Source organism: Anabaena sp. 90 (assembly GCF_000312705.1).
GTDB classification, from domain to species: domain Bacteria; phylum Cyanobacteriota; class Cyanobacteriia; order Cyanobacteriales; family Nostocaceae; genus Dolichospermum; species Dolichospermum lemmermannii.
Window position 1 is genome coordinate 3,733,441 of record NC_019427.1, and the last position, 14,448, is coordinate 3,747,888.

General features: G+C 39.8%; 20 protein-coding genes. 9 read left to right on the forward strand and 11 right to left on the reverse strand.

Translation table 11 applies throughout. The annotated features are described in order from the left end of the window. The first annotated feature begins 147 nt into the window (after window positions 1-147). The gene (locus tag ANA_RS16170) at window positions 148-3,600 is read left to right on the forward strand and encodes a tetratricopeptide repeat protein (RefSeq protein WP_015081111.1); all 3,453 of its coding nucleotides are present in this window, start codon (window positions 148-150) and stop codon (window positions 3,598-3,600) included. A gap of 49 nt (window positions 3,601-3,649) precedes the next feature. Next, entirely contained in the window at window positions 3,650-3,955 is a 306-nt protein-coding gene (locus ANA_RS16175) for a hypothetical protein (protein ID WP_015081112.1), read from the forward strand. 196 nt (window positions 3,956-4,151) lie between these two features. Here ANA_RS16175 and ANA_RS16180 read toward each other — a convergent pair whose 3' ends face one another. Genes ANA_RS16180 through psb28 form a run of 3 tightly spaced genes read right to left on the reverse strand, consistent with a single transcriptional unit; the run spans window position 4,152 to window position 5,117 of the window. Beyond that, on the reverse strand, window positions 4,152-4,661 hold the full coding sequence (locus tag ANA_RS16180) for a MogA/MoaB family molybdenum cofactor biosynthesis protein (protein ID WP_015081113.1): 510 nt from the start codon (window positions 4,659-4,661) through the stop codon (window positions 4,152-4,154). Beyond that, window positions 4,597-4,752, reverse strand: a complete 156-nt coding sequence (locus ANA_RS26665) for a hypothetical protein (protein ID WP_158310544.1) — start codon at window positions 4,750-4,752, stop codon at window positions 4,597-4,599. Before ANA_RS26665 ends, ANA_RS16180 begins: the two co-directional genes overlap by 65 nt. Before the next feature lie 29 nt (window positions 4,753-4,781). Then, a complete protein-coding gene (gene psb28, locus ANA_RS16185; RefSeq protein WP_015081114.1) occupies window positions 4,782-5,117 on the reverse strand; it encodes a photosystem II reaction center protein Psb28 in 336 nt (111 codons plus the stop codon). 79 nt (window positions 5,118-5,196) lie between these two features. Here psb28 and ANA_RS16190 point away from each other — a divergent pair, with 79 nt between their 5' ends. Beyond that, on the forward strand, window positions 5,197-6,972 hold the full coding sequence (locus ANA_RS16190; RefSeq protein WP_015081115.1) for an alkaline phosphatase: 1,776 nt from the start codon (window positions 5,197-5,199) through the stop codon (window positions 6,970-6,972). Here ANA_RS16190 and ANA_RS27790 read toward each other — a convergent pair. The 4 genes from ANA_RS27790 to ANA_RS28285 are packed head-to-tail and all read right to left on the reverse strand — an operon-like array spanning window position 6,942 to window position 7,439. Beyond that, window positions 6,942-7,112, reverse strand: a complete 171-nt coding sequence (locus ANA_RS27790) for a hypothetical protein (protein WP_235081870.1) — start codon at window positions 7,110-7,112, stop codon at window positions 6,942-6,944. The two genes, ANA_RS16190 and ANA_RS27790, sit on opposite strands and share 31 nt — an antisense overlap. Beyond that, a complete protein-coding gene (locus ANA_RS28275; protein WP_256370275.1) occupies window positions 7,082-7,207 on the reverse strand; it encodes a hypothetical protein in 126 nt (41 codons plus the stop codon). The genes ANA_RS27790 and ANA_RS28275 overlap by 31 nt, the downstream gene beginning before the upstream one ends. Beyond that, window positions 7,198-7,323, reverse strand: a complete 126-nt coding sequence (locus tag ANA_RS28280) for a hypothetical protein (RefSeq protein WP_256370274.1) — start codon at window positions 7,321-7,323, stop codon at window positions 7,198-7,200. Before ANA_RS28280 ends, ANA_RS28275 begins: the two co-directional genes overlap by 10 nt. Then, window positions 7,314-7,439 carry a hypothetical protein gene (locus tag ANA_RS28285; protein WP_256370275.1) on the reverse strand — a complete coding sequence of 42 codons (126 nt, stop codon included), beginning with the start codon at window positions 7,437-7,439 and terminating at the stop codon, window positions 7,314-7,316. Before ANA_RS28285 ends, ANA_RS28280 begins: the two co-directional genes overlap by 10 nt. Before the next feature lie 135 nt (window positions 7,440-7,574). On the opposite strand from ANA_RS28285, the gene ANA_RS16195 reads away from it, so the two are divergent. Then, window positions 7,575-8,369 carry an LmeA family phospholipid-binding protein gene (locus ANA_RS16195; protein WP_015081116.1) on the forward strand — a complete coding sequence of 265 codons (795 nt, stop codon included), beginning with the start codon at window positions 7,575-7,577 and terminating at the stop codon, window positions 8,367-8,369. A 248-nt stretch (window positions 8,370-8,617) separates the two neighbouring features. Here the strand turns inward: ANA_RS16195 and ANA_RS16200 are convergent, their stop codons facing one another. Then, entirely contained in the window at window positions 8,618-10,009 is a 1,392-nt protein-coding gene (locus tag ANA_RS16200; protein WP_015081117.1) for a UDP-glucose dehydrogenase family protein, read from the reverse strand. Window positions 10,010-10,184: 175 nt separating this feature from the next. Here ANA_RS16200 and ANA_RS28290 point away from each other — a divergent pair, with 175 nt between their 5' ends. From ANA_RS28290 to ANA_RS28295, 5 genes are read left to right on the forward strand one after another with little or no spacing between them, the layout of a single operon-like run. Then, on the forward strand, window positions 10,185-10,313 hold the full coding sequence (locus ANA_RS28290) for a hypothetical protein (protein WP_256380185.1): 129 nt from the start codon (window positions 10,185-10,187) through the stop codon (window positions 10,311-10,313). Beyond that, a complete protein-coding gene (locus tag ANA_RS26670) occupies window positions 10,273-10,416 on the forward strand; it encodes a hypothetical protein (protein ID WP_158310545.1) in 144 nt (47 codons plus the stop codon). Before ANA_RS28290 ends, ANA_RS26670 begins: the two co-directional genes overlap by 41 nt. Next, a complete protein-coding gene (locus ANA_RS26675) occupies window positions 10,361-10,504 on the forward strand; it encodes a hypothetical protein (RefSeq protein ID WP_158310546.1) in 144 nt (47 codons plus the stop codon). Before ANA_RS26670 ends, ANA_RS26675 begins: the two co-directional genes overlap by 56 nt. Beyond that, window positions 10,449-10,592: a hypothetical protein gene (locus tag ANA_RS26100; protein WP_168204385.1), complete on the forward strand. Its 144-nt coding sequence runs from the start codon at window positions 10,449-10,451 to the stop codon at window positions 10,590-10,592. The genes ANA_RS26675 and ANA_RS26100 overlap by 56 nt, the downstream gene beginning before the upstream one ends. Further along, complete coding sequence (locus tag ANA_RS28295) at window positions 10,537-10,662, forward strand: hypothetical protein (protein WP_256370276.1); 126 nt, start codon at window positions 10,537-10,539, stop codon at window positions 10,660-10,662. The genes ANA_RS26100 and ANA_RS28295 overlap by 56 nt, the downstream gene beginning before the upstream one ends. A gap of 4 nt (window positions 10,663-10,666) precedes the next feature. On the opposite strand, the gene ANA_RS16205 is transcribed toward ANA_RS28295, so the two are convergent. From ANA_RS16205 to ANA_RS16215, 3 genes are all read right to left on the reverse strand, one after another. Continuing rightward, on the reverse strand, window positions 10,667-11,596 hold the full coding sequence (locus ANA_RS16205) for a UDP-glucuronic acid decarboxylase family protein (RefSeq protein ID WP_015081118.1): 930 nt from the start codon (window positions 11,594-11,596) through the stop codon (window positions 10,667-10,669). Between the two features lie 507 nt (window positions 11,597-12,103). Next, window positions 12,104-13,102 (reverse strand): formylglycine-generating enzyme family protein, encoded by a 999-nt coding sequence (locus ANA_RS16210; RefSeq protein ID WP_148279067.1) that lies wholly within the window; start codon window positions 13,100-13,102, stop codon window positions 12,104-12,106. A gap of 210 nt (window positions 13,103-13,312) precedes the next feature. After that, the gene (locus tag ANA_RS16215) at window positions 13,313-14,398 is read right to left on the reverse strand and encodes an HAD family hydrolase (RefSeq protein WP_015081120.1); all 1,086 of its coding nucleotides are present in this window, start codon (window positions 14,396-14,398) and stop codon (window positions 13,313-13,315) included. Window positions 14,399-14,448 lie beyond the last annotated feature (50 nt).

Consider the following 14,448-nt stretch of genomic DNA (forward strand, 5'->3'; position numbering starts at 1 on the left):
GAAGAATTTAGCCCCCCTTTTTAAGGGGGGTTGGGGGGATCTAAACGTTTTGGGGCAACCATAGAAGACTTGTGTGTACACCGTAGCTTGTAAAGGGGGGATTAAGGGGGGTAAATCACTACTAATAAAAACACTATTTAACTAATCATGAAACGTCAAATCGCCATTATCTCCTGCTTACTGCTGCTACCTTATCCAGTGTCAGCTATAGAAACCCAAATTAAGACGACAAAACTACTTACACAGTCCTCCCAAAGGTGCAAATTACGACCAGCAAACCCAGAAAACGGTATTTATTCAGAACCACAATTACAAACCATTGCTAAACAAATTACAGTTAGAGTCAGAGACAAAGAAAGAGGCGCTTCCGGGACAATTTTCGCTAGAAAAGATAATTCTTATTTAGTAGTGACTAATTCCCACGTTGTCAGAAGAATTAATAATATCAATATTATCACAGCCGATGGTCAAAAATATGCAGGTAAAATTTTACCTAATACTAATTTTGATAAATTCGATTTAGCTATAGTAGAATTTACATCTAATCAAAAATATTGTTTACCATCAGAAATTGCTGACAGAATCGCCTCTTTTGATATTAACTTAGAAACACCAGTTATGGCCGCAGGCTATGCTGTATCTGAGGATAAATTAGTATTAACAACAGGAAAAATACAACAAATAATTTCTCAACCCAGTTTAAAATATGGTTATGAAATTGGCTATACCAGCGATATTCAACAAGGAATGAGTGGCGGTGCAATTATTAGTAATACAGGAAATTTCATAGGAATTAATGGCATTAGTTCCTATCCTTTGTCCAATTCTGCTTATACTTATACCAACGGAAAACGCCCCACAAATACAGAAATTCAAGAATTTAGAAAACTCAGTTGGGGAATACCTATTAAAACCGTTTTAGGTCAGGTCAAACTAGAAGTTCTCACCGCTTATAACTTACCTATACCAGATATTAAACAACAAATAGCAGAAGTACCATTAACAGGTTGGTTAGGAGAATTAGAAGCAAAAGCTAAACAAATTACCGTCAGAATTGATAGTAGTAGCGGTGCTAATGGTTCAGGAATTATTATCGCTAAAGAAGGTGATATTTACACCGTTTTAACTGCGGCTCATGTAGTTTGTAAACCACCAGATAAAGTAGGACCATGTGAGCCAAATACCTATAAAATCCTCACAGTAGATGGTAAACAATATCCTGTAGAACCAAGCACGATTAAATTAGAAGAGGGGGTAGATTTAGCAGTAGTTAAATTCACCAGTCGGGAAAATTATCAAGTTGCGACTTTAGCCAATTATCCCATAAAAGATGATGAATATATGTTCACGGCGGGTTATCCCAGATTAGGAGAAAAATCACCTTGGCGGTTTACATTAGGACAAATTTATAGTAAGGAAACAGGATTATTAGCTACTACCCAATCAGATTTTAACAATAACAGTTCTGGTACAGCCCAAAGTGCAATTTCTTTAACAGGAGGATATGAATTAGTTTATAGTAGTATCACCTTTGGCGGTATGAGTGGGGGACCTGTTTTAGATTCCCAAGGGCGAGTCATTGGTATTCATGGCAGAACTGAGGGACAAGCTGCTATTGATAATAATAGTAATAGTAAAGAAACTATCCAATTAGGTAATAGTTTGGGTATTCCGGTGAGTACATTTTTGGCATTAGCTACCCGACTGAATACCCAAGCCCAAAAGATAGAAACCACCCCACCACCAGAACTAAATCAACAAAAAGTTAAGTCTATTCAAACAGCGATTTTATCAGTAGATGTTTCCCAAGGCAATACTACCGCCAGTCAATGGTTAGAAAGAGGAAATCAACTGTGGCGGTTACGTCGTTATCCAGAAGCAATACAGGCTTTTGACGCAGCAATTAACCAAAAACCAAAGTTTATTCACCTGGCTTATTATGGTAAGGGTTTGGCTTTAGGTTCAAGTGGAAAATATCCAGAGGCTATAACTGCATTACAGCAAGCGGTGAAGTCTCAACCTGATTTTGTGCCGGCTTGGGATTATTTAAGTTCAGTTTATAGAGAATCAAACCAACTGGATAAAGCCTTAGCAGCCATAAATCAAGCCATTCAACTCCAGCCCAATAATCCTAATTTGTATAATCAGAAGCGGGGAGTTTTAAGTGATTTAAAAAAATATAAAGAAGCAGCAGCAGCGATAAATAAAGCCATTGAACTCAGTCCCCGTGCAGCATTTTACTACAACCAGGGAATTGTCCGTTATGAATTAGGAGATAAGCCAGGAGCAATAGATGATTACACCCAAGCTATCAAGATTAATCCTAACTATGCCAAAGCCTACAACAACCGGGGAATTGTCCGTAATGAATTAGGAGATAAGCCAGGAGCAATAGATGATTACAACCAAGCTATCAGGATCAATCCTAACTATGCCTTAGCCTACTACAACCGGGGAAATGTCCGTTATGAATTAGGAGATAAGCAAGGAGCAATAGATGATTACACCCTAGCTATCAAGATTAATCCTAACTATGCCAATGCCTACTACAACCGGGGAATTGTCCGTTATGAATTAGGAGATAAGCCAGGTGCAATAGATGATTACAACCTAGCTATCAAGTTTAATCCTAACTATGCCCAAGCCTACTACAACCGGGGAATTGTCCGTGATGATTTAGGAGATAAGCCAGGTGCAATAGATGATTACAACCAAGCTATCAAGTTTAATCCTAACGATGCCCAAGCCTACTACAACCGGGGAATTGTCCGTTATGAATTAGGAGATAAGCCAGGTGCAATAGATGATTACACCCAAGCTATCAAGTTTAATCCTAACGATGCCAATGCCTACTACGGCCGGGGAAGTGTCCGTAATGATTTAGGAGATAAGCAAGGTGCAATAGATGATTACACCCAAGCTATCAAGTTTAATCCTAACGATGCCAATGCCTACTACGGCCGGGGAAGTGTCCGTAATGATTTAGGAGATAAGCAAGGTGCAATAGATGATTACACCCAAGCTATCAAGTTTAATCCTAACGATGCCAATGCCTACTACAACCGGGGATTTGTCCGTAATGAATTAGGAGATAAGCAAGGAGCAATAGATGATTACACCCTAGCTATCAAGTATAATCCTAACTATGCCGCCTACTACAACCGGGGAATTGTCCGTAATGAATTAGGAGATAAGCAAGGAGCAATAGATGATTACACCCTAGCTATCAAGTATAATCCTAACTATGCCGCCTACTACAACCGGGGAATTGTCCGTAATGAATTAGGAGATAAGCAAGGAGCAATAGATGATTACACCCTAGCTATCAAGATTAATCCTAACTATGCTGATGCCTACTACAACCGGGGATTTGTCCGTAATGAATTAGGAGATAAGCAAGGAGCAATAGATGATTACACCCTAGCTATCAAGTATAATCCTAACTATGCCCAAGCCTACGTCAGACGGGGAAGTGTCCGTTATCAATTAGGAGATAAGCCAGGAGCCAAAGAAGACCTGCAACGAGCAGCGCAATTATTCAAAGACCAGGGAAATACTGCTGCTTATGAACAAACAATGGCTTTTTTAAAAGAGTTGTAGGGAGTTTCTTTGGTGATGTTAATCCCTCGTTCCCTGGCTCTGCCGGGGAATGCCCACAGGAGGCTCTGCCTCCATTATATTCACTGTATTTGAGGCAGAGCCTCAAACTCCCATTCCCAGCCGGAGTCTGGGAACGAGTTCAGGATTAACAGGATGTGATTTTTCCCTCGTTCCCTGGCTCTGCCGGGGAATGCCCACAGGAGGCTCTGCCTCCATTATATTCACTGTATTTGAGGCAGAGCCTCAAACTCCCATTCCCAGCCGGAGTCTGGGAACGAGTTCAGGATTAACAGGATGTGATTTTTCCCTCGTTCCCTGGCTCTGCTGGGGAATGCTCACGGGAGGCTCTGCATGACAACAATAATATTTTGTCAGAATCAGGATGTCCAGGATTTAAGGATTAACAGGATGTGATTTTTTGATTGTCTATGAACCATTGAGATTTGAGGATGAAAAATCATCTTCACATTATAAAATGAATTAGATCCCCGACTTCTCTAAGAAGTCGGGGATCTGTCACCTCACGACTAAGATCAATTTATCATTTATGTTTAATTCTGCAAATTTAATTGTTTTACCAAATGCACCAATTCCGGTAAAATCAACTTTTCCATCCCCAATCGCACAGCATTACTAGAACCAGGAAGAGAAAAAATGATTTTGCTTTGATAAACACCAGCGACAGCGCGGGAAGCCATAGCGCGAGAACCAATTTCTTGATAACTTAACAACCGAAATAATTCCCCAAATCCTGGTAAAGTCTTTTCTAATAGCTTTTCTAAAGCATCATAAGTAGTATCCCTGGGAGCAATTCCCGTTCCTCCATTAAAAATCACAGCATTGATACGAGTATCTTCGCCCAAGGCTGTCATTTGGGATTGAATTTCTTTAGGCTCATCTTTGATAATCTGATACAATGACACAGTGTGATCATCAGCTAAAAGTAGTTCTTTAATTAATTGACCACTTTTATCTGTATCCGGGGAACGGGTATCGCTAACGGTAATCACCGCACAAGTTACAGAAACTTGCTGTGTATTGGGGTGTGGTTGAAATTCCATGATAGATGTTATGTATTTTAGCCAATGACCACTGTACGGGCGAAGCATTTGGAGAACTATTTTTGGCAATGACCGATAATTTATTTTCCAAATGCTTCGCCCCTACTGACTAATGATTAATTAAGATTTACTCAATCCTAGTCCATTGTCCTCAGCATAACGATTCATGAAGCGCATAAAACGATCCCACTCATCATTAGAATTCATCACATAAATTGCTTCTAGAGATTCTGGTTTACCGTTGACAAATTTACCCTGAACGTTACGAATAACGATTTCCCCTTCTTCGTCAATCAAATATAAACCAGTAACTTCATCTGTGCCATCTTGCGCCAATATATCAGGATTGGTGAAGATAAATGTTGCCGTACCGCTTTCACCTTGTTTTGCTCTTGTCAACCGAACATCTGGAACTACTGTTTCTTCAATACCTTTAGCAAACTGAATTTTCGCCATGATGAGTCAATTTAAAGTTTTGTGATCATTTTGTAATATTCTCTCATCATAGAGCAATTTCCTAGCAGGCATTTTACCAATGGTAATTAAATCTAGTTCACAATTCCGATTTAAACGCCGTTTATTTACTACAGTGTTGATCATTGTAGTTGGTATATTCATCACTCTGACTAACCATTCTAGCCCCGCTACACCTGTCACTAAAACCAAAAACGTCATTCTGATGATTGGGGATGGTATGGGCTGGGAAATGGCTCGCGCTGGGGCTATGGCTAAAGGATATAATTATACTTCTGGTAAGGGGGAAGGACTGAGTTTTCAAACTCTGGATAATTACGCCCTTGCTACCACCTATGGTACTACCATTGCTCCTGGTAATGGAGTTTTCAGCACGGGTAACTCTGCGTTATCAAACTCTAATCCGATTACAGGCGCTAGTCCGATTCTACCAGGGTTTAAATTCCAACCTCAATTTAATCCTGGCGATAAACCATCTGGAGGGGGGAAAAATCTTAATCCTAATGCGGTAGGTAATTTAGTGGGTTATGATCCTCAACGTGGGGGAATAAATCCTTGGACACCGGGTAATGATCCTGAGTATATTAAGTATAGTTATCCTGATTCTGCCAATACGGCAACTACTTTGTACACAGGAGTCAAAAGCTATAACAATGCTATTTCCGTTGATATATTTGAAAAACCTTTAGAAACTATTCTCAAGACTGCGGCTGATCATGGTAAATCTACTGGGATTGTCACTTCTGTTCCTGTAGATCATGCTACACCTGGTGCAGCAGCAGCAAACGTGAATCGTCGCAATAAATATGATGGTGATTATCCAACTTTAGATAATATTCTCCAGCAGGAACTTCGCATATATCAACCAACTGTAATTTTAGGTGGTGGTCATCCTCTCACGGGTGCGAGTAGTCAACCTCTGCCTACGGGTGTAGAACCGCCAACTAAATTTGAATATATCACTAAAACGACCTATGCAGAATTGAGTAAAAACCCCAATCAAAACCGCTATAACTACACATTTTTAGAACGGGGAAAAGATGCGGCTGATAAGTTAGCGACTACTGCGGCTAAATTAGATCCAAATATGGGCGATCGCTTGTTAGGATTATATGGAGCTAGGGGACAAGAGGGAAATCTCCCTGTAAGTACCGCAAATGGAGATTACAGTAATACAGGTTTAAGTAATTTTTCTTTGTTTAGTTCCCAAGGACAAAAACCTGATACAGTTCGTCCTCTACTTGCTGGAGAAACCGATCAATCTTTTATTGCGAAAGAAATTAATGAAAATCCCACACTTGATGATTTAACCAAAGCAGCTTTAGCAGTTTTATCTAAAGACAAAGATGGATTTTGGTTAATGGTAGAAGGTGGTGATATTGATTGGGCTGCCCATGATGATAATATAGATAATATGATTGGGACAGTGTTGGATTTTGACAAAGCTGTAAAAACGACAATTGACTGGATTAAAAATAATGGTGGTTGGGAAAATAATCTGTTGATTGTTACTGCTGATCATGATCATTATCTGACTTTAAATCCCAACTTTTCTGAACTACTCAAAGAAAAAAGTGCAGAAGCTTTAACTGCTGAATCTGATTCCATGAAAGCGGGTCATTTTTGGGGTTCTAATCCTCAGATTAAATATGGTTGGGGAAATCATGGTAATCGTCCAGTTCCTGTTTATTATCAAGGTAAAGGTGCAGAAGTTTTAACTAATTCTGTCGGTAAGGGTTTTCGGCTTTATGGTGATGATATTCCTGGTATTGGGGGTTTAGTAGACCAAATTCACATTTATCAGACTCAACGGAAAGCAATAGGGAATAGGGAATAGAAGAAAGTTATTAACCAATGACAACGGACAACCGACAACTGTACGGGCGAAGCATTTGGAGAACTATTTTTGGCAATGACCGATAATTTATCTTCCAAATGCTTCGCCCCTACTGACAACGGACAACCGACAACTGACAACGGACAACCAACAACTGTACGGGCGAAGCATTTGGAGAACTATTTTTGGCAATGACCGATAATTTATCTTCCAAATGCTTCGCCCCTACTGACAACGGACAACCGACAACTGACAACGGACAACCGACAACTGTACGGGCGAAGCATTTGGAGAACTATTTTTGGCAATGACCGATAATTTATCTTCCAAATGCTTCGCCCCTACTGACAACGGACAACCGACAACTGACAACGGACAACCAACAACTGTACGGGCGAAGCATTTGGAGAACTATTTTTGGCAATGACCGATAATTTATCTTCCAAATGCTTCGCCCCTACTGACAACTGACAACTGACAACTGACAACCAACCATCAGTTATCCTGTTCTAAGTCATTAGTAGATTAAATCAGGGGATCGCTTGCATAATTGTTCACAATTTGTTACAAAAATATAAAGAACTTCTAGAGACTAAAACCTAATGTTCGGCGGACTTACTGGTTTAACAGATACCAAAAGCACCGATTGGGGAGAGCGAATGCTCAACACAGTCGCCAGCCAAACGATTCGCCACCTGTTTACCCAAAGCGAGTCGGTAGAAGTCTTTGTGCGCTGCTATCCCTCCAGCAAACTGTTGCAAGGCAGCATTGATAGCTTTAAAATGAACGGTCGCGGCTTAGTAATTCGCAAAGATTTCGCAGTTGAGGAAATGTCCTTTGAAACCGACGCTGTAGCCATTGACTTCGGCTCGGTTTTAAGTGGCAAACTTACTCTCAAACAACCCACCCAAGCAGTAGCCCAGGTGATTTTATCAGAAGTAGGCATTAATCGAGCTTTTGAGTCGGAATTGGTGAAAAAGCGGCTGCTGAACCTTTCTGAACCCACTTTGATCGAAATATCTGGTGGTGAACCAGTTTCTTTTACCGAAGTTGAAGTCAAGTTATTACCTGAAAATCGCTTGCATTTGGTAGCTAAAGCCGATTTAAACAACGGTGAACTCATACCCCTAAGTATGACCATTGGTGTCGGAATTGAAAGAAGAAGGCGGGTTTCTTTCAAAGAACCTAAGATTGAACTTGAGGGAGTTCCAGAAGCACAAAGAGAAATTTCCCAGACTTTAAGTCTGGCATTGGTAGAAATTTTGGATAATATGGTTGATTTAGATCGCTTTGATTTAGATGGGGTAAAAATGCGACTAAATCGTTTAGAAACAGAAGGTCAAAGATTGATTTTTAGTGGTTATGCGGAAATAGAAAGAATTCCTCACAGTTCTTAAAATTGAGAAAAAATTAACGCCGCCTAGTTGACTCTGGGCGGCATTTTAATTTTTATAGGAGTCAGGAGTCAGGAGTCAGGAGTCAGGAGTCAGGAGTCAGGAGTCAGGAGTCAGGAGTCAGGAGTTCAGGAGTATGGCTAACGCCACGCTTCGCTATCAGGAGTTCAGGATAAGAAAGAAGAAAGAAGAAAGAAGAAAGAAGAAAGAAGAAAATTTCTCCCCAACCTCCCCAACCTCCCCAACCTCCCCTACCTCCCCACGCCCACGTATTGGAATCCAGCTTTTACCATTGCTTGGGGGTTAAGGAAATTACGACCATCAATCATAACGGCGTGGTTCATTAATTTTGCCATTTTCCCATAGTCCAAAGTGCTGAACTGTTGCCATTCGGTGACAAGTACCAAAGCATCACAGCCATCTGCTAGTCTTTCCGCATCAGTTTCTACTAATACACCGGAAAGACCATGACGCATTCCTGTTTGGGAAATAATGGGGTCATAAGCCTTGACTTTAGCTCCCAGTCGGTTGAGTTGTTCAATCAAGATTAGTGCCGGTGCGTCCCGTAAATCGTCTGTATCTGGTTTGAAGGTTAAACCGAGTAGTCCCACAGTTTTACCTTTGAGGATTTTTAAAGCCTGTTGCAGTTTTTCTAGGGCAATTAAGCGTTGGCGTTCGTTAACACTGACAGCGGCTTTCATGAGTTGGGCTTCATAGCCATAATCATCAGCGGTGTGAATCAGGGCAGAAACATCTTTGGGAAAACATGAACCACCCCAACCAATGCCAGCTTGTAAGAACTTGCTACCAATACGGGAATCTAAACCGATGCCTTTTGCTACTTGGGTAACATCCGCACCCACGCGATCGCATATATTAGCAACTTCATTAATAAAACTAATCTTGGTGGCTAAAAAGGCATTAGCGGCATATTTAATCATTTCTGCCGAACTTAAATCTGTTACCAAAACTGGAACAGGAGGCAAAGATTTATCAGCCGCAAATTTGCGTTCGACAATTGGCGCATATAGTTCTTTCATCATGCCAGTGGCTTGTTGACTATTGCCACCTAAGACAATCCGATCAGGGTTAAATGTATCATGAACTGCTGAACCTTCCCGGAGAAACTCTGGATTACTGACGACATCAAAATCATTAGCAATCTTCGATAATTTATCATCACTAGCTGTATCACCAGATATCAGTAATGTTTTTTGACGTTCAGCAATCCCGTCTAAAACAATCATTCTTACCCAGTCACCAGAACCAATGGGGACAGTAGATTTGTTGACAATTACCTTATAGCCACCTTGAAGATTTTCGCCAATGCCACGAGCCACAGCTTCTACATATCGGGTATCACTTTCACCATTGGGTAAAGGAGGAGTTCCCACGGCAATAAACAGGATTTCTCCATGATTAACACCAGCCGCGAGATCACTAGAAAATTGAATATTGCCACTACTAATGGCAGACTGCATAATTTCCGAGAGTCCTGGCTCGAAAATCGGCGACTGCCCAGACTTCATTAATTTTACTTTTTCTTCGTTATTATCTATGCAAATTACATCATGGCCAATATGAGCCAAACAAGCACCTGTTACTAAACCAACATAACCAGTACCAATTACGCAAACACGCATTTTTAAAACCCCGTTTTTTATAGTTGTCAGTAGGGGCGAAGCATTTGGAAGATAAATTATCGGTCATTGCCAAAAATAGTTCTCCAAATGCTTCGCCCGTACAGTTGTCAGTTGTCAGTAGGGGCGAAGCATTAGGAAGATAAATTATCGGTCATTGCCAAAAATAGTTCTCCAAATGCTTCGCCCGTACAGTTGTCAGTTGTTAGTAGGGGCTAAGCATTTGGAAGATAAATTATCGGTCATTGCCAAAAATAGTTCTCCAAATGCTTCGCCCGTACAGTTGTCAGTTGTTAGTAGGGGCTAAGCATTTGGAAGATAAATTATCGGTCATTGCCAAAAATAGTTCTCCAAATGCTTCGCCCGTACAGTTGTCAGTTGTCAGTAGGGGCGAAGCATTTGGAAGATAAATTATCGGTCATTGCCAAAAATAGTTCTGCAAATGCTTCGCCCGTACAGTTGTCAGTTGTTAGTAGGGGCGAAGCATTTGGAAGATAAATTATCGGTCATTGCCAAAAATAGTTCTGCAAATGCTTCGCCCGTACAGTTGTCAGTTGTTAGTAGAGGCGAAGCATTTGGAAGATAAATTATCGGTCATTGCCAAAAATAGTTCTCCAAATGCTTCGCCCGTACAGTTGTCAGTTGTGAATTACTAAACCACTACTTTTGAAAACGTTGACGGAAATCTTCGATCATTAATTTTAAACCGTCTTGCAGAGGAATAGTAGGTTCCCAATCTAACAAAGTTTGTGCCTTAGTAATATCGGGACGACGACGACGGGGATCATCAGCAGGTAGGGGTTCAAATTTAATTTGTGCATCTGGGTTAATCAAGTTTTGCACAGCCTGCGCCAGTTCTAAGATAGTGTACTCATCAGGATTACCCAAATTTATGGGGCCAGTATGTTCACCATTCATTAATCGCATTAGTCCATTTACCAAGTCGGAAACATAACAAAAACTCCGGGTTTGTTGACCTTCACCATAAACAGTTAAAGGCACACCTCGTAATGCTTGCGCGACAAAATTGCTGACTACGCGACCATCATTTTCCAGCATTCTCGGTCCATAAGTATTGAATATTCTGGCGACGCGAATCTCGACTTTATTTTCTCTGTAATAATCAAATGCTAAGGTTTCCGCCATTCTCTTACCTTCGTCATAACATGAGCGAATGCCAATGGGATTGACGCTGCCTCGATAATCTTCAGTTTGGGGATGAACTTCTGGATCTCCGTAGACTTCACTGGTGGAAGCTAATAAAAATCTAGCTTTAACTCGTTTAGCTAACCCCAACATATTGAGTGTGCCAATAACGTTAGTTTTAACTGTTTTAATTGGGTTATACTGATAATGCACTGGAGAAGCCGGACAAGCCAGATGATAAACTTGATCCACTTCTAACCGAATTGGTTCGGTGATATCGTGACGGATCAGTTCAAAATTATGATGATCTAACCATTTGAGGAGATTGTGTTTCTTTCCTGTATAGAAATTATCCAGGCAGATGACTTCATGACCATCATTCATGAGTCGGTCAATTAGATGAGAACCAATAAAACCAGCACCGCCCGTCACTAAAATTCTCATATTTTCCCTTTTGCTAACATCTACTTTCCGTATCTGTGTCATGCTTTTTTATATTATCCACATTGATAACAAAAAAAACACATCCTTATTCAATAATTTTCTGTATAACTCCTAAGTTTTATAAGCTATTGTCTGCTAGATATTCTCTAATGAATTGGTTAATTGTGGGGATGTTTTATCAAATCTTTAAAAAAAATATCCTGTTTTTTACGTAAAATCCATATTTGTTCAGCTGATCATTACACCCTCTAAGGGAGTGTAAGCAGGAAATTTGTATCGAACGTCTCTACATTATTTTTCAGACTATTAGAGGGTGTTTGAAAAGTTATGGTTGATGTATTAAATATTTTTTACCCCACCCTAACCCTCCCCTTGTAAAGGGGAGGGAACTGGATTTTTATTGTTTCCCCCCTTTACAAGGGGGGACTAAGGGGGGTAGCAATGTGATGAAAATTACGGAATACCACTTTTCAAACATCCTCTTATATAGCCAGGAAGCGCAGATAATTAGTTAAGTAATTTTACCAAACGAAAACCAATATGTGTTGTTCCTGTATCTGGTGATTGAGACTCCCTGGCCGCAGGACGATAGCGACTACAATAATTAGGAGCGCATAGATAAGACCCACCTTTAATAACGTGTTTAGCAACTCCTGGCTCTCTTGGGTCAAAGCTTTCTTGTTTAGAAGGACCTTGAGGATTTGAAGTGTGACTCTTATGGTCATGACCAGGACGATACCAATCAGTAGTCCATTCCCAGACATTACCCGTAATATCATATAGTCCATAACCATTAGGTTGAAAAGACCCTACAGGTGCGGTGCCAATATAACCATCTGCTTTAGTATTGAAAACTGGAAATAATCCTTGCCAGGTATTAGCTTTCTTTTCCGAGTATTGTTCACCCCAACTATAAATAGCATGATTGAGTCCCCCACGAGCCGCATATTCCCACTGGGTTTCTGTTGGTAGTGACATCTTTGCCCATTCGGTATAAGCTTTAACATCTTCATAGGCAACTTGAACAACTGGATAATTGTCTTTACCATTAATATTACTATCCGGTCCGAAAGGATGTCGCCAATTTGCCCCTAAAGTCCATTTCCACCAGCTTAAATGGCGGACTCTTTTCGCTTCTGGGTCTGCCATTTGAAAGACTAAAGAACCCGGTTTTCTACTATCATCTGATAAATCAGGAAATTGATCTTTTGGTAAAGGACGTTCTGCTACTGTAATATAGCCGGTTTCTTTGACAAATTGGGCAAATTTGGCGTTAGTAATTTCATATTTATCCATACAAAAACTATTAACGGTAATATCTTCAGCAGAACGTTCTGAATCGTAGTGAGCATCTGAACCAATATTAAAAGTTCCACCAGGAATAAATACCATTCCCTCTGGACAGCTATGTTCTGGAGAAGATGCCTTGACTTCTGGGGAAAACCCGAAAAACAGGCCTATGATTAACAAGCTAAGAATTAGTGATTTTAACCAAATATTTTTCATAACTATTTTCATTTTTAAACAATACAATCTCTTGATTTAAATCTTTGTCAGGTGGATATTACTCAAGCTACTAATTACTATTAATGGTTAATAGTAATACGTTTTTTAGAGAAAATTAGGAATATCAAAGATTAATATCTGTACAAATATTCCTGATTTCTAATATTATTTACACCGCAGTGTATTCAAAAATTTAACAGCCGGGTGAACTCAGTTACAAAGGTCTTTTAATTTGTCTACAATCTTGTCTAGTTGCTGAATCATTGCACTAAGCTCCGATGGTATTGAAGTTTTTGCAACTTTACTTTTTGAAGCTGATAATCGCGGTGGATTGTTTTCAAAAATCGTCTTAAAGTCATCTTTCATGCTGACAACAAGCCAATTCTCATGATCCTGAGCATAGTCTAGAGATTGATTCAGAGGTTCATTATCATTATCTCTTGCGTAGGGAACATTATTGTAGCAATATTCACGTTCTTCATCATCGTGATTGATCAATACTATCAAAGATTTATCTTTGTCAGCACTAGTATATTGAAACATTTGGTAATCACCACTAGAATTACCCACTGCAATAATTGGTCTTTTGCCAACATGAAGTTCAATTCCTGATGGTTTACCCATTGCATCATTATACTGACATAGAATCGGTTTACGCACCAACACTCCACCATCTTGCTGATCAAACAATCTGAAGAAGGCTGAACCAATGATATTTTGAGGGGGAATACCGTAGGCTTCTTCGGCAAAAGAGCGAACAAAATGAACCTCACCACCAGAACAAATATAGACTTGAAATCCATTTAATTTGAGATAATGGACTAACTCAATCACAGGTTCATAAGTCAGGTGGATATATGGAGCATTAAACCTAACAAAGCTCTGATCGTCCTTAGGGAAAGAAATAGAACTGTGATTCTGTTCAACAAATTCTCTAGCTTTTGTGATGTATTCATCTGTTGAGATTTGTTGGAAAGCATCAACAAGAAACTTAATCCCTTCCCAATCTTTATTTCCCTCAGAATCTTTTATTGCCTTGCGGATATTTTCAGGAAATTGACTTAAATCTGGTTTGATTACATTTCTTGCTGCTTCTTCTCCTTCAGTCTGTGACTTTATAAAGTCTCCTTGGAAATAATTAGGTCGTTCAGCCCATAAAGTTCCATCATTATCAAAAACAGCAATACGATCTTCCACTGGCACAAAATCAGGTCCTTGTGTAGTGATTTTTTCCACAAATTTTATGATTTCTGCCTTATTCTTAGTATCGTTCCAAGAATTTAAAACAGTAGACATGATTATATTTCTCCTTGAATGTAGGTAAGATTTTTGTCAAGAAAATCAGG

Excerpts from the sequence above, each read along its gene's own strand:
- ANA_RS16170 (WP_015081111.1), top strand. The coding sequence starts at position 148 with ATGAAACGTCAAATCGCCATTATCTCCTGCTTACTGCTGCTACCTTAT.
- ANA_RS28290 (WP_256380185.1), top strand. The coding sequence starts at position 10,185 with ATGCTTCGCCCGTACAGTTGTCAGTTGTTAGTAGGGGCTAAGCATTTG.
- ANA_RS16210 (WP_148279067.1), bottom strand. The coding sequence starts at position 13,102 with ATGAAAAATATTTGGTTAAAATCACTAATTCTTAGCTTGTTAATCATA.
- ANA_RS26100 (WP_168204385.1), top strand. The coding sequence starts at position 10,449 with ATGCTTCGCCCGTACAGTTGTCAGTTGTTAGTAGGGGCGAAGCATTTG.
- ANA_RS16205 (WP_015081118.1), bottom strand. The coding sequence starts at position 11,596 with ATGAGAATTTTAGTGACGGGCGGTGCTGGTTTTATTGGTTCTCATCTA.
- ANA_RS16190 (WP_015081115.1), top strand. The coding sequence starts at position 5,197 with ATGGTAATTAAATCTAGTTCACAATTCCGATTTAAACGCCGTTTATTT.
- ANA_RS16195 (WP_015081116.1), top strand. The coding sequence starts at position 7,575 with ATGTTCGGCGGACTTACTGGTTTAACAGATACCAAAAGCACCGATTGG.
- psb28 (WP_015081114.1), bottom strand. The coding sequence starts at position 5,117 with ATGGCGAAAATTCAGTTTGCTAAAGGTATTGAAGAAACAGTAGTTCCA.
- ANA_RS16215 (WP_015081120.1), bottom strand. The coding sequence starts at position 14,398 with ATGTCTACTGTTTTAAATTCTTGGAACGATACTAAGAATAAGGCAGAA.
- ANA_RS16180 (WP_015081113.1), bottom strand. The coding sequence starts at position 4,661 with ATGGAATTTCAACCACACCCCAATACACAGCAAGTTTCTGTAACTTGT.
- ANA_RS28295 (WP_256370276.1), top strand. The coding sequence starts at position 10,537 with ATGCTTCGCCCGTACAGTTGTCAGTTGTTAGTAGAGGCGAAGCATTTG.
- ANA_RS26670 (WP_158310545.1), top strand. The coding sequence starts at position 10,273 with ATGCTTCGCCCGTACAGTTGTCAGTTGTTAGTAGGGGCTAAGCATTTG.
- ANA_RS16200 (WP_015081117.1), bottom strand. The coding sequence starts at position 10,009 with ATGCGTGTTTGCGTAATTGGTACTGGTTATGTTGGTTTAGTAACAGGT.
- ANA_RS16175 (WP_015081112.1), top strand. The coding sequence starts at position 3,650 with ATGCCCACAGGAGGCTCTGCCTCCATTATATTCACTGTATTTGAGGCA.
- ANA_RS26675 (WP_158310546.1), top strand. The coding sequence starts at position 10,361 with ATGCTTCGCCCGTACAGTTGTCAGTTGTCAGTAGGGGCGAAGCATTTG.